15 protein-coding genes are annotated in these 16,543 nt (G+C 36.5%); 14 read left to right on the forward strand and 1 reads right to left on the reverse strand.

Annotated elements, in window-relative coordinates; all coding sequences use genetic code 11:
• The first annotated feature begins 51 nt into the window (after nt 1–51).
• The 11 genes from hflX to ADM90_RS21485 all read left to right on the forward strand — a co-directional run bounded on the left by hflX (nt 52) and on the right by ADM90_RS21485 (nt 12,126).
• Nucleotides 52–1,338, forward strand: coding sequence for a GTPase HflX (hflX, locus tag ADM90_RS21435; RefSeq protein WP_083448653.1), 1,287 nt, complete (start codon nt 52–54; stop codon nt 1,336–1,338).
• A 585-nt stretch (nt 1,339–1,923) separates the two neighbouring features.
• Nucleotides 1,924–3,411: a peptide MFS transporter gene (locus ADM90_RS21440; protein WP_053996905.1), complete on the forward strand. Its 1,488-nt coding sequence runs from the start codon at nt 1,924–1,926 to the stop codon at nt 3,409–3,411.
• Nucleotides 3,412–3,615: 204 nt separating this feature from the next.
• Entirely contained in the window at nt 3,616–4,764 is a 1,149-nt protein-coding gene (locus ADM90_RS21445; RefSeq protein ID WP_053996906.1) for a M20 peptidase aminoacylase family protein, read from the forward strand.
• Nucleotides 4,764–5,588, forward strand: a complete 825-nt coding sequence (locus tag ADM90_RS21450; protein ID WP_053996907.1) for a GNAT family N-acetyltransferase — start codon at nt 4,764–4,766, stop codon at nt 5,586–5,588. Before ADM90_RS21445 ends, ADM90_RS21450 begins: the two co-directional genes overlap by 1 nt.
• A gap of 22 nt (nt 5,589–5,610) precedes the next feature.
• On the forward strand, nt 5,611–6,729 hold the full coding sequence (gene menC, locus ADM90_RS21455; RefSeq protein ID WP_053996908.1) for an o-succinylbenzoate synthase: 1,119 nt from the start codon (nt 5,611–5,613) through the stop codon (nt 6,727–6,729).
• An 18-nt stretch (nt 6,730–6,747) separates the two neighbouring features.
• The gene (locus ADM90_RS21460) at nt 6,748–7,803 is read left to right on the forward strand and encodes a YkvI family membrane protein (RefSeq protein WP_053996909.1); all 1,056 of its coding nucleotides are present in this window, start codon (nt 6,748–6,750) and stop codon (nt 7,801–7,803) included.
• Nucleotides 7,804–8,065: 262 nt separating this feature from the next.
• Nucleotides 8,066–9,016 carry an ABC transporter permease gene (locus tag ADM90_RS21465; RefSeq protein ID WP_053996910.1) on the forward strand — a complete coding sequence of 317 codons (951 nt, stop codon included), beginning with the start codon at nt 8,066–8,068 and terminating at the stop codon, nt 9,014–9,016.
• On the forward strand, nt 9,009–9,962 hold the full coding sequence (locus tag ADM90_RS21470) for an iron chelate uptake ABC transporter family permease subunit (RefSeq protein WP_053996911.1): 954 nt from the start codon (nt 9,009–9,011) through the stop codon (nt 9,960–9,962). The genes ADM90_RS21465 and ADM90_RS21470 overlap by 8 nt, the downstream gene beginning before the upstream one ends.
• Nucleotides 9,959–10,720, forward strand: coding sequence for an iron ABC transporter ATP-binding protein (locus tag ADM90_RS21475; RefSeq protein WP_053996912.1), 762 nt, complete (start codon nt 9,959–9,961; stop codon nt 10,718–10,720). The genes ADM90_RS21470 and ADM90_RS21475 overlap by 4 nt, the downstream gene beginning before the upstream one ends.
• A 61-nt stretch (nt 10,721–10,781) precedes the next feature.
• Complete coding sequence (locus ADM90_RS21480) at nt 10,782–11,810, forward strand: siderophore ABC transporter substrate-binding protein (RefSeq protein WP_053996913.1); 1,029 nt, start codon at nt 10,782–10,784, stop codon at nt 11,808–11,810.
• Nucleotide 11,811: 1 nt separating this feature from the next.
• On the forward strand, nt 11,812–12,126 hold the full coding sequence (locus tag ADM90_RS21485; protein WP_053996914.1) for an antibiotic biosynthesis monooxygenase family protein: 315 nt from the start codon (nt 11,812–11,814) through the stop codon (nt 12,124–12,126).
• 175 nt (nt 12,127–12,301) lie between these two features.
• On the opposite strand, the gene ADM90_RS21490 is transcribed toward ADM90_RS21485, so the two are convergent.
• Nucleotides 12,302–12,850 (reverse strand): hypothetical protein, encoded by a 549-nt coding sequence (locus ADM90_RS21490; RefSeq protein ID WP_053996915.1) that lies wholly within the window; start codon nt 12,848–12,850, stop codon nt 12,302–12,304.
• A 312-nt stretch (nt 12,851–13,162) separates the two neighbouring features.
• Here ADM90_RS21490 and ADM90_RS21495 point away from each other — a divergent pair, with 312 nt between their 5' ends.
• From ADM90_RS21495 to ADM90_RS21505, 3 genes are read left to right on the forward strand one after another with little or no spacing between them, the layout of a single operon-like run.
• Entirely contained in the window at nt 13,163–14,065 is a 903-nt protein-coding gene (locus ADM90_RS21495; protein WP_053996916.1) for a polyprenyl synthetase family protein, read from the forward strand.
• A gap of 15 nt (nt 14,066–14,080) precedes the next feature.
• Nucleotides 14,081–14,239, forward strand: coding sequence for a competence pheromone ComX (gene comX, locus ADM90_RS21500; protein ID WP_053996917.1), 159 nt, complete (start codon nt 14,081–14,083; stop codon nt 14,237–14,239).
• 47 nt (nt 14,240–14,286) lie between these two features.
• Complete coding sequence (locus ADM90_RS21505) at nt 14,287–16,533, forward strand: sensor histidine kinase (RefSeq protein WP_053996993.1); 2,247 nt, start codon at nt 14,287–14,289, stop codon at nt 16,531–16,533.
• The last annotated feature ends 10 nt before the right edge of the window (nt 16,534–16,543 follow it).

Raw genomic sequence — 16,543 nt, forward strand, 5'->3', positions numbered from 1 at the left:
GATAAAGGAAATTTGTTGTAGAGACAGCAAGGCTTTTGTGGGAGGTTGCGAATGGATAGAATGAAAGAAGTCGATGTATTGATGGAAAAAGCCATATTAGTGGGCGTTAATATACGAAATGATGAGCATTTCGAGTATTCAATGGAGGAGCTGCAAAACTTAGCAGAGGCTTTGCATGTAGAAGTAGTTGGAGTTGTGACACAGAATTTAGAGCGTGTTACACCATCTCATTATGTGGGCACAGGTAAAATAGAGGAGATTAAAAATTTCTATGAGGAAGCGCAAGCAAATCTTGTCATTTTTAATGATGAGCTATCTCCTTCGCAAATTCGTAATTTAGAGCGTGATTTAGCGGCAAAGGTGATTGACCGCACGATGCTAATTTTAGATATTTTTGGGCGACGCGCAAAAACCCGTGAGGCACAGATGCAGGTGGAATTAGCACAGCTACAATATATGCTGCCGCGTTTAGTGGGCTTGCATGCGTCTCTAAGTCGTCAGGGTGGAGGAACTGGAGGCGGCTTTAAAAACCGGGGTGCTGGTGAAACGAAGCTTGAGCTGGATCGACGAAAAATTGAGGACCAGATTGCAAAGATAAAGAAAGATCTTGAGCATGTCCAAGAGCAACGCGACACACAGCGGAAACAGCGCCGTAAAAATGCATTGCCCATTGTCTCAATTGTAGGTTATACAAACGCTGGGAAATCAACAATCATGAACCAGCTACTTACACAAATTGGACAAGAGGAGCATAAACAAGTCTTTGAAAAGGATATGCTCTTTGCCACACTGGAAACCTCTGTACGTCAAATAGAGCTACCTGATAAAAAGACTTTTCTATTAACAGATACAGTCGGTTTTGTCAGTAAATTACCGCATCATTTAGTAAAGGCATTTCGCTCTACATTAGAAGAGGCACGAGATGCAGACCTTTTACTTCATGTTGTCGATGTTTCAAATGCTGAGCATGGCTTTATGATGGATGTAACAAATGAAACATTAAAAGCTGTTGGTGTTGAAGCCATTCCAACTGTTTATGTCTACAATAAGGCTGATATAGCGAATGTGCCGTATCCTGTAGTCAGCGGTGATAATATTTGGATTTCCGCCAAGCAAGGGATAGGTTTAGAGGAGCTCTTACAGCTAATCCGTCAGCATATCTTCTCTGATTATGTCACATGTGAAATGTTAATACCCTATGACCAGGGCAATATTGTTTCCTATTTGAATGAGCATGCCTCTGTGCATCAAACAGCATACGAAGAGAATGGTACATGGCTTTCACTTGAGCTAAAGCAAGCAGACTACAGAAAATATCAACACTATGTTGTGAACTAAACAAAGGAGCTGTCTGAAAAGTCATTTTGAGATAGCTCCTTTGTCACCACTATAGAAGTACCTAATTTTAATGGAAGTTTAGGCTGACTAGAAAGAGCTTTCTTTCTAGTCAGCCTTCTTTATTTTTGTGAAAGAAATAACAAAGAAATCATTAAATAATGTCTTGGCCTTTGCTTGTTCGTAGGGAATAAAATTTATACTTGTGGATAACTTAAACATATTAGCGTATTTGATTTTAAAAAAATGATAGGAGTTCATAATTACTCTCTATTATAGTATAAATAGGTTAAATTTGTATAAAGAGTTGTAAATCTGATTTTTTTATATTTTAGAATAATTTGATGACTGCGTAACATTTTTTCTTTAGGAAAGAGTAAGAAAACTTAGATATATCAAAGGATAAAATAATTACCTAAATAATCAATCGGAATTTATAGAAAAATGATAAATTTTCAACATTTTTAAAAACTCTTGCGAAAGTTTATAAAAGACTTTAGTATGATGAAACAAAGTTTTTTACCCTTAAAATAGGGTAATTATATTTTTGTGAAATAATTATATTAAAAAATCAGGAGAGGGTATTATATGTCTAGTAAAGATGAAGTGGTAAAATCCGTCCCTCAAAAGGGCTTTGTTGGACACCCTAAAGGGCTCTTTACTTTATTTTTCACAGAATTTTGGGAACGTTTCTCCTATTATGGGATGCGCGCCATTCTTATTTTCTTTATGTATTATGAACTCAATGAAGGTGGCTTAGGCTTAGAGCGAGGAACAGCGAACTCGATTATGGCCATTTACGGTTCACTTGTTTATATGTCTGGTATTATAGGTGGCTGGATTGCTGACAGAATTTTAGGAACACGTAGAACTATTTTTTATGGTGGCGTATTAATTATGGTCGGTCACTTACTGTTAGCACTGCCAGGTGGTGTGACGATGCTCTTTGCCTCAATGGCATTTATCGTTATGGGAACTGGTTTGTTAAAACCAAATGTTTCAAGTATTGTTGGGGACATTTATGCGGAAACAGATAGTCGTCGTGATGCTGGTTTTTCAATTTTCTATATGGGTATTAATATGGGCGCGTTTATTGCACCATTTATTGTCGGAACAATTGGACAAAAGTACAGCTTCCATCTTGGCTTCGGCTTAGCAGCGCTTGGGATGCTAATTGGTTTAATAATTTATAAATTAACTGAGAAAAAATATTTAGGCTTAGCAGGGTTGCAAGTAAATAACCCCTTAAAGCCTGAAGAGCGCAAAAAAATCTTTACACAATTTGGGATTGTAGCGTTACTTATTGTGCTTCTAGGGATTATAGGTATTAAAACAGGTACATTAACCATGAATGTATTTAGTTTAATCATTACGACTTTAGGTGTGGTAATTCCCACTGTGTTTTTTATCTATATGTATCGTAGTAAAAAAACAACAAAGGATGAAAAATCACGCCTGCTTGCTTACATTCCATTATTTTTAGCAGCGGTTATGTTCTGGGCTATTCAAGAGCAGGGGGCAACAATTTTGGCAACCTATGCAGATGAACGCACACAATTAAGCATTGGCAATTTCCAGCTTCAATCTTCGTGGTTCCAATCGTTGAATCCATTATTTATCATCACATTGGCACCTTTATTTGCGATGCTATGGTTAAAATGGGGAAATAAGCAACCTACAACACCGCGTAAGTTTTCCTATGCGTTATTCTTTGCAGGTTTATCATTCTTAGTTATGATGATTCCGGCACATTTATCTGGTGGGGAAACATTGGTGAGTCCATGGTGGTTAGTGCTGTCATTCTTCTTGGTCGTTGTTGGAGAGTTATTACTATCACCAGTTGGTTTATCTGCTACGACAAAACTAGCACCACAAGCCTTTGCGGCACAAACAATGTCATTATGGTTTTTAACAAGCGCCGCAGCACAAGCTATTAATGCACAGCTTGTAAGGGTCTATGAGGTAGTAAGTGAGTTTACTTATTTTGGCTTTTTAGGGTCACTATCCATTGTGATTGGCATTATTTTATTAATCATTTCACCGATTATTTCAAAAGCGATGCGAGGCATTAACTAACGTTATGATGTAAGTATGGTCTTCACGAAGACTAGACTTACATCTTTTTTATGTTGTTATAAACTCATCAGCCATTAAAATTTGGCATGAATATTATATTTTAAGTAGTTATTTTGCTGAATAAGGGTATAAGTTTTTATGTAGAACATTATTATTTTCGTTATAATAATCTTAATAATATGAAAATTCAGGGGGATGAACGTCATGAAAGAAGAGTTGAATCGTTTAAGGCCAAGGTTAATGGAGATTTTTGCACATTTACATGCCTATCCAGAGATTAGCTGGCATGAGATAGAAACAACCAATTATATATTCAATTTATTGACACAAGAAGGGTTTTCTCCTCAACGTTTTAAAAATTCTACAGGGCTTTATGTTGATGTCGGACATGGGACACCAAAGGTAGGATTACGAACAGATATCGATGCCTTATGGCAGGAGGTTGATGGTACTTTTCGGGCAAACCATTCCTGTGGACACGATGGACATATGACAATGGCCATTGGTACGCTATTACTTTTAAAGGAGCAAAAATCATCATTTAATGGAACAATCCGTGTTATTTTCCAGCCTGCTGAAGAAAAGGGAACAGGGGCATTAGCTGTTTTAGAAGAAGGCGTGATTGATGATTTGGACTTTTTATTTGGTGTTCATGTAAGACCTGTTCATGAACTGGAGGATGGTACATACTGTGCTGCCTTATATCATGGAGCTTCTCGTTTACTTGAAGGAGAAATTATTGGAGAGGATGCTCATGCTGCAAGACCACATCTTGGTGTCAATGCAATTGAAGTCGGTGCAACCATTATTGAAGACCTACGAACAATTCACACAGACCCAATGGTTCCTGTCTCTATTAAAATGACAAAATTCCAAGCTGGGGGAGAATCAGGCAATATAATTCCTGGCAATGCCTCGTTTACAATTGATATACGTGCACAGCAAAATAATGTAATGGACGATTTAGCACAAGGAGTAAAGCGTGTTATTGATTCTGCTAAGATTTTGCATAAGGTGCAAATCGATTTACGCACCGTAGCAAATATCGTGGCGGCTGAGGTTGATGCAAGTGCACAATATATTATGGAGCAGGCAATTATACAGGCAGCAGGATTATCAAATTTAAGAAAGCCTGTACACACACCGGGAGGAGAGGATTTTCATCACTATGCAGTAAAGAGACCTCGTGTGAAAACGACCATGTTAGGCTTAGGCTGTGGCTTAACACCAGGGCTACATCATCCAAAAATGAGATTTAAACAGGCTAGACTTGTTACAGGTGTTGAAATTCTTACCAAAGCAGTGTTGTTAGCGTTAGAATCAGGAGGACATACGAAGGAGGCGTCGGCATAATGTTAGAAAAAGTGCGTATTCATAAAATCATGACACCTATAGAGATTGCAGAAGTACAAAAGCTAAATGCTGAGATATGGGGAACTCAGGCTATACCCTCCCATCAACTATTGGCTGCTGTACAAAATGGTGGCTTAGTACTGGGTGCTTATTTAGAAGAACAGCTTATTGGCTTTAACTATTGCTTTGTTGGCTACCAGGATGAAGAAATGTACTTACATTCACACATGATTGGTGTAGAGAAAGCATATCGTGAACAAGGTGTAGGTGAGTTATTGAAGCACGCACAACAAGAATATGCAAAAGAGCATGGCTTTCAATTAATTCGTTGGTTAATTGATCCACTAGAAGCGCATTTAGCTAATCTAGCATTTTTCAAGCTCAATACCATTAGTTATCACTATAATATAGATTATTATGGCGCGCTACAGGATGATTTTAATGAAGGGCTCCCTTCTGATAGACTCGTTGTTGAATGGTGGATTGAACGTGAACGAGGGACAGATAGCTTGGATGAACTAGAGGAACTTGCACAGGAAATTGTACCATGGACATTAACGGTGGATGGCTTGCCTGTGCTTGATGTGGATAATACGTTTCAACTAAACCAATCCTTTTACAGAGATGCCTATTTATTGCCAATACCTCAATATTTACAGAAAATGAAAGTCGAGAGCCCAAAGCTTGCAGAGGATTGGCGCTATAAGGTACGAACAATTTTAACAACATTATTCAATCAAAATTATGCAATTGTACGCATGAAAAAGCACCCTGAATATGTCCATAGCTATCTATTAGTCAGACGCTCCTTATTAGCTTTATAATAAAGAGTAGGGAGTGACTACTGTGAAATTAACAGAAATAACATTGAGGCACTTAAAAATGCCGATGAAAGCACCATTTACAACGAGCTTCGGTACAGTTGCTGAAAAAGAGCTGTTATTAATAGAGGCAATGGATGAATCAGGTATAACAGGATGGGGAGAAACAGTTGCTTTTGTAGCACCTTGGTATACAGAGGAGACAGTAAAGACAACATGGCATATGTTGAAGGATTTTTTAATACCCCTCTTGTTACATAAAGAGATCAAGCATCCTGATGAGGTATCTGCATTGTTTGCGTCTATTCGCCGAAATTGCATGGCAAAAGCTTCGATCGAAGGTGCTGTATGGGATATTTATGCCCAACAAACAAAGCAATCTCTTGCACAGGCTTTAGGCGGAAACAAGCAACGCATTGAGGTGGGAGTAAGTGTAGGTATCCAATCATCTACGGCTAAATTAATCGATCAAATAAAGGAACATATGCATAATGGCTATAAACGGGTGAAGATAAAAATTAAGCCTAATCATGATGTTGAGGTGGTACGAGCTATACGTACTGAACTACCAGACATTCCTTTAATGGTTGATGCTAATTCAGCTTATACATTGAACGATATAAAGATATTGCAGCAACTTGATGCCTATAATTTATTAATGATTGAACAGCCGTTAGCGACTGACGATATTGTTGACCATGCAACATTGCAAAAGCAGCTACAAACGTCTATTTGTCTCGATGAAAGCATTACGTCCGTGGAAGATGCCAGAAAGGCTATTGAGCTTGGCAGCTGTGGTGTCATCAATATCAAGATTGGACGAGTAGGTGGCTTAACAGAGGCAAAACGGATTCATGATTTATGTCAGAACAACAATATTCCTGTTTGGTGTGGTGGTATGCTGGAGGCGGGTATCGGACGAGCACATAATATTGCCCTAACATCGCTTAGTAATTTTGTTTTGCCTGGGGATACTGCGGGCTCAAGCCATTATTGGTATGAGGATATTATTGTACCTGAAGTAAAGGCAATAAGCGGCTATATTGATGTGCCGCAATCAGCGGGTATTGGTTATGCACCTAATCGAGCTGTTATTGATAAACTAACAATTAGTACAGAGGTTTATCGATCATCAACCATATAAAAACGAGGAGAGAACTGCTTGAAAAAAAGCTTGCAAATCGGTGGTGCCTATGTAGGAATTATCGTTGGTGCAGGATTTGCCTCTGGACAGGAGATTATTCTGTATTTTACAAGCTTTGGTCTTAAAGGGGTCTACGGTGCATTATTAGCGGCTTTTGGCTTTTCACTTGTTGGTATGTGCATTGCTCAGGTTAGCTCAAGGTTACGCACAACATCCCATAAGGATTTGATTTATCAAATTTCCGGGAATTTTATGGGCTTTTTATTAGACCTTCTATTATCAATTTTCTTATTTGGGGTTGCGGTCATTATGTTTGCTGGGGCAGGAGCGACCTTTCAACAAATGTTTGCATTACCAGTTTGGCTAGGGAGTATATCTATGGTTGTGTTGACTGTAGCGACGGTTATGTTGAATGTGAAAAGCATTATTAATATAATCGCGCTTGCCACACCATATTTGTTAACAATTGTATCCATTATTGCTATCTACGCAATTGCTACGATGGATCTTACTTTTGCGGAGCAGGCAGTTATTGCACAGCAGGCTCAAATTAGCACGAATAGCTGGTGGCTTACTGCATTATTATATATGTCCTTTAATATAGGAGTGAGCTTTTCTCTCCTCACGGTGATGTGTGGAGCAGTACGCAATGATAAGGTGGCTGGAATAGGTGGCATTATCGGCGGCATTTTGTTAGGTGCGCTAATTTTGCTTATTCATTTATCATTGCTAGCAAAAATGAATATTGTCATTGGGTTAGATATTCCAATGCTAGCATTAGCAAATGAAATTCATCCAATCGTTGGACTGTTGATGACACTTTCTCTTTTAGGCATGATTTATAATACTGCGGTGGGCATGCTCTATTCGTTTATAGTGAGATTTATTGAACCTAGTAAATCGCATTTTAAACGAGCTGCTATTGTTATAGGAGGTCTAGGCTTTCTAGCAAGTCTGGTAGGTTTTACAACGCTTGTTTCAAAGCTTTATGCTGTGATGGGTTATGTAGGGCTAGTGTTAATTATCTTTATTGTTGGAGCATGGATAAGAGGAATAAAAAAATCGGATGGTTAGTAAAAGGTAGTTGAGAAAATTCGTTTGTTCTCAGCTACCTTTTTTTGAATGATAAATTAATTAACGTTGAAAGGCTAACGGAATTACGGAGATTTTGTCGATAATACGTCTTTTTAAGAAATTCTTAAATAAAGCGAGAATAATTCTCATTTGTTGGTTGACTGAGAATAAAAACATGCTTATAATGAGAATCGTGAGTAATGATAATCATTTTCACTAAAAGTACGTTACACACAAAAATGAAATCTACCGGGGATTACATATGAAAATAAGATATCTTTTAACAGCAACGATTGTGCTGTCTATTGTGTCACTATTTATCGGTGTAGCCGATATTAAACCAAGTGATCTATTAGACTTCCACTCAGAAGAAACGAGACTGTTTTTAATTAGTCGTGTACCTAGGCTTGTAGCAATTTTGCTGGCAGGTGCAGGTATGAGTATTGCTGGTTTAATTATGCAAAGCTTAAGTAGGAATAAGTTCGTATCGCCAACAACAGCGGGTACTTTAGATGCCACTAGATTAGGTGTTTTGATTTCGATGATGTTTTTTACAAATGTCACGTATTTTCAAAAAATTTCCTTCGCTTTCATATTTGCTTTAGCCGGCACACTATTATTTATGCAAATATTAAATCGAATTAAGTTTAAAGATGCGATCTTTATACCACTTATTGGCTTAATGTACGGAAATATTTTATCGTCGGTTACAACATTTTTTGCGTATAAGGCGAATATTATCCAAAACATTTCTGCATGGTTACAAGGAGATTTCTCATTAATCATGAAAGGTCGCTATGAACTGTTATACATAAGTGTACCAGTACTTATTTTAGCTTACATTTATGCAAATCGCTTTACAGTGGCTGGAATGGGCGAAGATTTTGCTAAAAACCTTGGGCTTTCCTATAAATTTGTGATGAACTTTGGGTTAGTATTAGTAGCGCTGATCTCAACAACAGTGGTGCTGACAGTTGGCTTAATACCTTTTCTTGGTTTGATCATTCCGAATATTATTTCACTGTTTAAAGGTGATAATTTAGCAAAAACATTGCCGCATACAGCATTGCTTGGCATGTCCTTCTTGTTATTCTGTGATATTTTAGGGCGCGTACTTATCTTCCCTTATGAAATACCAATTAGTATGACGGTTGGTGTTATCGGAAGTGCGATCTTCCTATTCATGCTGTTTAGGGGGAGAGCATATGCGTAATCGTACAAGAATGTTCATTTTAATAGGACTAGCAGTAGCTTTTGTTTTACTATATGTATTTTATCAGTTAAATGGAAACTATCACTATGCATTTCCACGTCGCTTAATGAAAGTATTGGCGATGGGATTAACAGGTATAGCAATTGCTTATTCGACAGTTGTTTTCCAAACAATTACACATAATCGTATTTTAACGCCAAGTGTTATGGGATTAGATTCTTTGTATATGTTAATCCAAACATTAATCTATTTCTTCTTTGGCTCGATATCTATCTTGGTTATTAATGTTCACTACAATTTCTTAGTAGCGGTTTCAGCTATGGTTGTATTTGCGTTAATTTTCTACCGAGTATTGTTTAAAGAAGGCAAGCGCCCAATTCATTTTTTACTGCTTGTTGGTATGATTGTTGGTACATTTTTAGGTAGTATTACAACATTCCTCCAAGTGTTGATTGATCCTAATGAATTTTTAGGCTTACAAAGTAAGATGTTTGCAAGCTTTAATAATGTCAATTCTGATTTGATTTGGCCAGCAGGTATTATTATTGTATTAGCATTTATTTATGGCTGGCGTCATATGCATCAATTAGATGTTATGTCTTTAGGGCGAGATACAGCGATTAATTTAGGGGTGCCGTATGATAAATTAGTACAGCGTATGTTAATTTTGTCGTCTATCCTCATTGCTGTTTCCACAGCACTTGTTGGACCAATTACATTCTTCGGTTTAATCGTTGCCAATCTATCGTATCAATATTTTAAAACATACAAGCATTCCATATTGATTGCTGGTGCCTGTGTGATGAGTATTATTGCTTTGGTCGGTGGACAGTGGCTGGTGGAACGAATTTTCAGCTTCAATACAACACTTAGCGTGATTATTAACTTTGTTGGTGGAGTATACTTCATCTACTTATTATTAAAAGAAAGTAGGTCATCGGGATGATTCAAGTCAAAGAGATTACCAAGTTTTTTGGAAAAAAACCTGTTGTTCAAGATGTAAGCGTTGATATTGCTTCTGGAAAGATTACCTCATTTATTGGCCCCAATGGTGCAGGGAAATCGACACTACTTTCGATGGTAAGCCGATTATTGAATGCAGATACAGGCGAGGTGCTACTCGATAAGGCAGATGTGCGTCGCTGGAAATCAGATGATTTTGCGAAACGAGTATCTATTTTAAAGCAATCTAACTTTATGAATGTACGTTTAACGATTCGTGAGCTTGTATCGTTTGGACGTTTCCCATATTCAAAGGGCAATCTCAAGCCAGAAGATGAAGAAAAGGTTGACGAAGCTATTCTCTATATGAATTTGCAGGAAATTCAACACAACTACTTAGATGAGTTATCAGGAGGTCAACGTCAACGTGCCTTTATTGCAATGGTTATTGCGCAGGATACTGAATATATATTACTGGACGAGCCGCTAAATAACTTAGATATGAAGCACTCTGTACAGATTATGAAAATTTTACGCAAGTTGGTTGATGAGTTAGGGAAAACAGTTGTTATTGTGTTACATGATATTAACTTTGCTTCTGTCTACTCAGATCATATTGTGGCATTAAAAGATGGACGTGTTGTGAGAAATGGTCCTACAAATGACATCATCAACTCACATGCTTTAAAGGAAATCTATGATATGGATATTCCTGTTCAAGAGCAAGATGGCTGTAGAATTTGTGTTTATTTTAATTCTTAGAGGTAGTAACAGATGGAATAACCATCCATTAATTATATAAAAGGAAAAGGAGAAAGTTTAAATGAAAAAGTGGAAATTACTTACGGTTTTAATGGCAATGATGCTATTAGTATTAGCTGCTTGTAGCTCAAAAGAAGACTCAAAAGAGGAAGATAAAGGTGATGATTCAGCTGCTAAGCCAGCAGAGGAGCAAAGCGAAGAGTCTTCAATATTCCCATTAACAATTCCAGGTAGCACAGTTGAAGGACGCGATGGTAACACTACATTTGAAGAAGTAACACTTGACAAAATTCCAGAAAAAGTAGTTGTGTTTGATAATGGTTTCCTAGATACATTAGACGCTTTAGGTGTTGAGCCTACTGCTGTTGTACAAGATTCATTACCAGCGTATTTAAGCAAATATAAAGATAGCAAGTATGTGAATGCTGGTACATTATTTGAGCCTGATTATGAAAAATTATCTGAAATCAACCCAGATGTAATCTTCATTTCTGGCCGTGCATCAGCAGCTTATGCTGAATTATCTAAAATTGCACCTACAGTATATGTTGGTGTAGATAATAAAAACTTCTTAGAATCGTTTAAAGTGAATGTAGAATTAGCAGGTAAAATTTTCGGTAAAGAGCAAGAAGCAGCAGCTGCACTTGCTGACTATGAAGCAAAAGTAGAAGAAGTAAAAGGTAAAGCAGCTGCATCAGAAGAAAAAGCATTAATCGTTTTAGGTAGCGAAGGTTCATTATCTGTATTTGGTCCTGGGTCACGCTTTGGTGTTGTTCATGATGTATTCGGTGTAAAAGCTGTAGCTGAAGCTGATGGCTTTAAAATTGACTCACATGGTGATAATGCAAGCTTTGAGTTTGTACGTGAGAAAAACCCAGATATTTTATTCGTAGTTGATCGTGACGCAGTAGTAAACGAAAATGGCGAATCTGGTACAAAAGCTGCAATTGAAAATGAAATCGTAAGTGCAACAAATGCAATTAAAAATGGTAAAGTATTCTACTTAGACCCAGAAGTTTGGTATCTTTCAGGCGGTGGTTTACAATCAGAATCATTAAAAGCTGATGATGTGTTAAAGGCGTTTAACTAATATGTTTGTACAAATTAAACGTATTGTTGTAACGGAAGGGAATTCGGATAAGGTTGTAGAGCGTTTTGGTGCTAAAGCAGATGGACCATCATTGCTTGAACAACAGCTTGGCTTCATCGATAAGCAAGTGCTTGTCAAGAAGGTACGACGTGGCGATGAAGAAGTGCTAGTAATGGTTCGTTGGGAATCAGAGGAAGCATGGAAAAATTGGGAGAAGAGCCCCGAGCATATCGCTGGTCATAAGGCAAATGCAGGCAAACCAAAGCCTGAGTATGTAATTGAAAGCGGACAAGAGGTCTATTATATAAAAGGCTAATGATAAAAAGGTGTCTCAAGTTATTTGAGGCCTCTTTTTCTGTTAGAATGATTAAATTAAAAATCGATAAAATCAAGAAAAATACATAAAAACCACTTAGTTTTCTCTTTGAGGGTCACACTATCTGGTGAAAATCTAAGTGGATTAAGTCAGTTCTACTTTGTTCGTTTTTTAGTTAATGCTCCATTGATGTTTTTCGCCATCTATGACAGGTTGTGCCCATATTAAAGGAAATGGTACTTTCATTAATTGATAACCCAGAGATACTTGTATAGTGTGTCTCGTTCTTGTTCTCGGCATTGCTACTAGAGTCTTTCTCTACTTCCAACCCTCGTGCATTAATAATTGTATAATGTGGTGTTAAATAGATTGTTGGTGAATCGATGGCCAAGCCAAAGGTGTCTGGGTTTACCATGGATATATTGGAGAAATTTTCGTTCGAGATTCTGTGAATACCATATTGTGCAATATAATAATCCCTCTTTTGTTGAAAAGTCTCTTCAAATCCAGGAGTATCACTAATAAAATTCGAAAAGGCTGAGATGTTTTTATAGGTCGCTAGCGTCTCTCGATAGGCTGTTAACTCGGATTGAATAATGATTTTCTCAATCTGTAACTGTTCGGCTGTAGGTTTTTTAATCGAAATTTCTTCCATTGTAACAACGATGCTACAGGAAAAAGTAGCAGTAAGTATAAAAACATTTTCATTTAGTGCATTTTTCATTATGAATCACTCCTAGTACAAAAGACTTTCATTTCTCCAATGCTCTTATATAAGCGTAACATTAGTAAGAACGCCATTTCAATGGGGAGTTCACGCCACTTTTATGGCGGTGTTTGATACTACACCGCCAAATTTTTGCTAATAATTGCTAATAATTTGGCGTGGTTTGCAAGAATAACGCCATTTTTTGGCGGTCTCTATCTTTATGAAGGAAATAATGGGATTAACTGTATTATACAGGGGCGGGTCTAGTATTTTTTCCCATTAATCTATATAATATTTGTTAATAAAGGTAGAGGGGAGAGGGGACTATTGAAGGGATTAGATAAACGCATTAATGAATCATTAGACTTTCTTATTGAAAATGAGCAGTTACTTGGACGTGAGTTAAAAACGCTGTTTCATAGCTTTAAAGAAGAAAAAATAGCTGTAGGTTTTTCCTTTGGCAAGCTATGTTTTTTGCATTATGAAGCATTTGTAGATAACGTACATGAGGATATTTATAAGGTTGCTGCAGCCGTCGAACTACTAATATTATCTTTTGATATTATTGATGATCTGCAAGATAAGGATTCAGATTATAGTTGGTGTAAAATACCTGAGTTCTCACTAAATGTAGCCTTAGCCATGCTAGTGATGGCATCAAAAACAATAGAGGATACTTCCTTCGAACATAAAAGGTCTGCTATTAGACTGCTTGAGGAATACGCATTGAAAAGTATAAATGGTCAGCAATTAGATTTACTTAATAATTGTCGTGATGAAGATTCCTATGTACAAATGATTACGCAGAAATCAGGTTCTTTAACAGCAATGAGCTGCTTGATTGGGGAAGTGCTTGCAAAAGGAGAGGTATCGAGAGAAGTACAGGAATATGGGAAATACATAGGCATTATCCAACAAATCAAAAATGATATTCAAAGTTTAAAAAGTTGGGGACCTAAAAATGATCTGCTAAATAAAAGATATTCTCTCCCTATTATTTATCTTTTATCACAAAAAAATGATATTTCAAAATCAGTTGTGAACTATTATAATGATAATATAGTTACAGTTTTGGATAATAATTCAATCGAAAATGAGTTGAAAAATGGTGGAGCCATACGTTATGCAATTACCATTAAAAATGTCTACAAGTTTAAAGCATTGAAGGATCTGGAACAAGTAGCTATAAATGAGTTGGGTAAAGATTACCTGCAAAAACTAATGAAATGAGGAGAAATAAGTAGAATGAATGTAATTCAGTATTTAGAACAGAATTCGAGCCTAGTAACTTTATTAAAGGAACAGAATAAAGCCTCATTAATTGGAATCTCATCTATAGAGCAGCAAGCCATTTTAGAAGCATTTAATGGTGAGCTGAATACAGAAAGCCAAATTTGGAACTAAAAACTTTGTATAGTAAGTTATTTTGGCCCGCTATAATTCTCTATTTAATGATAGGTCTTTATCTTAATTACGTAAATTATAGCGCGCCTTATATAGAAATAGGGGTAGAACAAGAGGATGATCGATGGCTCGTATCTCAACTCTATTATCAAGACTGGGCAACCAGACAAAATATAGCTATTGGTGATACAATTTTAGCGGTAGATGGAGGCCCATTTGAGGATCACAACCAGTTAAAGTATAAATCTAGCATATTATCTGCGAATGAATTAACAATTATGAAGCCAGATGGAGCCCTTATCACTATACATATTAAACAGTTAGATATTCCTCAGCAATTTACTTATATATTAATGATCCCAGCGTGCTATTTTTTTATAACATTCTTCGTGGCTTTATATTTACATTTTAAACAACGAAATACAACATTAACGAATTTGCTGATTCTTTTTATGTTAACAGTTTCATTAGCCTATGTAAGTAGTGGCGCTTCGGGTAAATTAGATGAAATTGCAATTATTGTTAATCGTAGTAGTATGTTGTTATGTTTAGTGATACTATTACACTTTTTAAGAAATTATTATTCATTTGTGAAAACAAATTGGATGTTTACCAGTCAGATAAAGTTTTTTTATGTATTGCCCCTGCTTGGTTTTATACTAGGGTGTGTGGGTGCTATTTATCCTGCTTTAAACGGTGCTCTTTCTTACACTGTATTAGCATTTTTCTTTATTCTCCTTGTGCTGATTCTTAGCATTTTACTGCTAAGCTATTTCAAATATAGCTCACCTCAGTTGAAAATTTTATTGAATAGTATATTGATACCGTTTCTACCATTTCTTTTTTTATATGCACTCCCTAAAATTCTATTTAATACATATATTCTTTCAACCGAGATTAGTGCATTGTTTTTATTGATGATCCCATTTAGCTTTATATTTACGCAATTAGCCGAGCGATTATTTAATATTGAATATCATATTACAAGGTTGCGCTATTATACTATCTTTTCAACAATCTTTACACTGTGGTTTGCAGGTGGGCTATATTTATTTGCAGGAAAAAAATTAGGCATTTCTGCTATGTCAGGCATTACTCTTTTTACATTTTTATCATTAGTTGTGCTTTTTTATATAAAAGAAAAGGTTGATTACCGAAAACGAAAAATTTTATTTTCAACAAAGGGCGATTATATCCACCAACTATATACGGCTGTTGATAAAATTGGAAAAACCATTAAGATTGATGAATTGTTAGAGAAGTTTGCCGATGAAGTTTCTATACATCTCGAACTAGATGATGTCTCTGTCTTAACATATAGCTATGAAACCCATGAATTTATAACAAAGGCTGGGGAAAACATCACTATATTACCTGAAGTGATAGAAGAAATACGATTAGGAGAAATACGAAAGGTTGATAAAGTGTATGTAGCATTTCTCCATCAGGATACACATTATAAAAGAGCCTTAGCACTAGGGTATAATACGACCATTTATCTCAAGGATGACAAGCTATTATGGCTTGAATTGCTTCTGCTGTATGTGAATAATTTTATTGAAAATACAAAAATGGTAGAAGAGTTACTAGGGGAACTAAAGCATATGAAACAGACTGATAATAGCCAGCTACCTTGGCTAAATAAGCTATTATGGTTAAGGTTTGAAGAAGAAAAATATCAGCTGGCACAAGAGTTACATGACACTAATCTACAGGAGCAGTTACATATTGCACGAGAGGTAGATGTGTTAATAAACGCAAAGGATACAGAAGATATTCAGGCCAGGCTTGCAAAGATTCATCAGCAAATGGTTGCCTCCCTACATGAGCTAAGAGCATATTGCGAAAATTTAAAGCCCCCATTATTGGATACATTAGGCTTAAATGCGGCATTAGAAAAGTTAATAAGAAATGTGACGGAACGGGCAAACTTTGTCTTAATCTACACAATTGATCGCCTTTATTTAGAGGATGAACGCATGAATTTAATGATCTATCGATTGTTTCAGGAATTGTTAAATAATGCATTAAAGCATTCCTGTGCAACAACAGTCGAGATCCATCTTAAAGAGAAGGCGGATGGCTTTAAAATTATTTATGAGGATAATGGTGTAGGGTGTAATATGGAAGACATTGTTGTAGCAGAATCGATGGGGATTCGAGGTATGCAGGAGCGTGTAAAAGCATTTAACGGACAATTTTGCATTGATTCACATATAAATCAAGGAGTGTCTATTCAAATTATGGTAAAAGAAGGGAGTGAAGCACTTGATTACGATGCTCATAGTGGATGATCACCCAATT

Source organism: Lysinibacillus macroides (assembly GCF_001281525.1).
GTDB lineage: Bacteria > Bacillota > Bacilli > Bacillales_A > Planococcaceae > Lysinibacillus > Lysinibacillus macroides.

What these genes read in the sequence shown, in the direction of transcription:
- hflX (WP_083448653.1), top strand. Translation starts at nt 52, where the DNA reads ATGGATAGAATGAAAGAAGTCGATGTATTGATGGAAAAAGCCATATTA.
- ADM90_RS21440 (WP_053996905.1), top strand. Translation starts at nt 1,924, where the DNA reads ATGTCTAGTAAAGATGAAGTGGTAAAATCCGTCCCTCAAAAGGGCTTT.
- ADM90_RS21445 (WP_053996906.1), top strand. Translation starts at nt 3,616, where the DNA reads ATGAAAGAAGAGTTGAATCGTTTAAGGCCAAGGTTAATGGAGATTTTT.
- ADM90_RS21450 (WP_053996907.1), top strand. Translation starts at nt 4,764, where the DNA reads ATGTTAGAAAAAGTGCGTATTCATAAAATCATGACACCTATAGAGATT.
- ADM90_RS21465 (WP_053996910.1), top strand. Translation starts at nt 8,066, where the DNA reads ATGAAAATAAGATATCTTTTAACAGCAACGATTGTGCTGTCTATTGTG.
- ADM90_RS21470 (WP_053996911.1), top strand. Translation starts at nt 9,009, where the DNA reads ATGCGTAATCGTACAAGAATGTTCATTTTAATAGGACTAGCAGTAGCT.
- ADM90_RS21475 (WP_053996912.1), top strand. Translation starts at nt 9,959, where the DNA reads ATGATTCAAGTCAAAGAGATTACCAAGTTTTTTGGAAAAAAACCTGTT.
- ADM90_RS21480 (WP_053996913.1), top strand. Translation starts at nt 10,782, where the DNA reads ATGAAAAAGTGGAAATTACTTACGGTTTTAATGGCAATGATGCTATTA.
- ADM90_RS21485 (WP_053996914.1), top strand. Translation starts at nt 11,812, where the DNA reads ATGTTTGTACAAATTAAACGTATTGTTGTAACGGAAGGGAATTCGGAT.
- ADM90_RS21490 (WP_053996915.1), bottom strand. Translation starts at nt 12,850, where the DNA reads ATGAAAAATGCACTAAATGAAAATGTTTTTATACTTACTGCTACTTTT.
- comX (WP_053996917.1), top strand. Translation starts at nt 14,081, where the DNA reads ATGAATGTAATTCAGTATTTAGAACAGAATTCGAGCCTAGTAACTTTA.
- ADM90_RS21505 (WP_053996993.1), top strand. Translation starts at nt 14,287, where the DNA reads ATGATAGGTCTTTATCTTAATTACGTAAATTATAGCGCGCCTTATATA.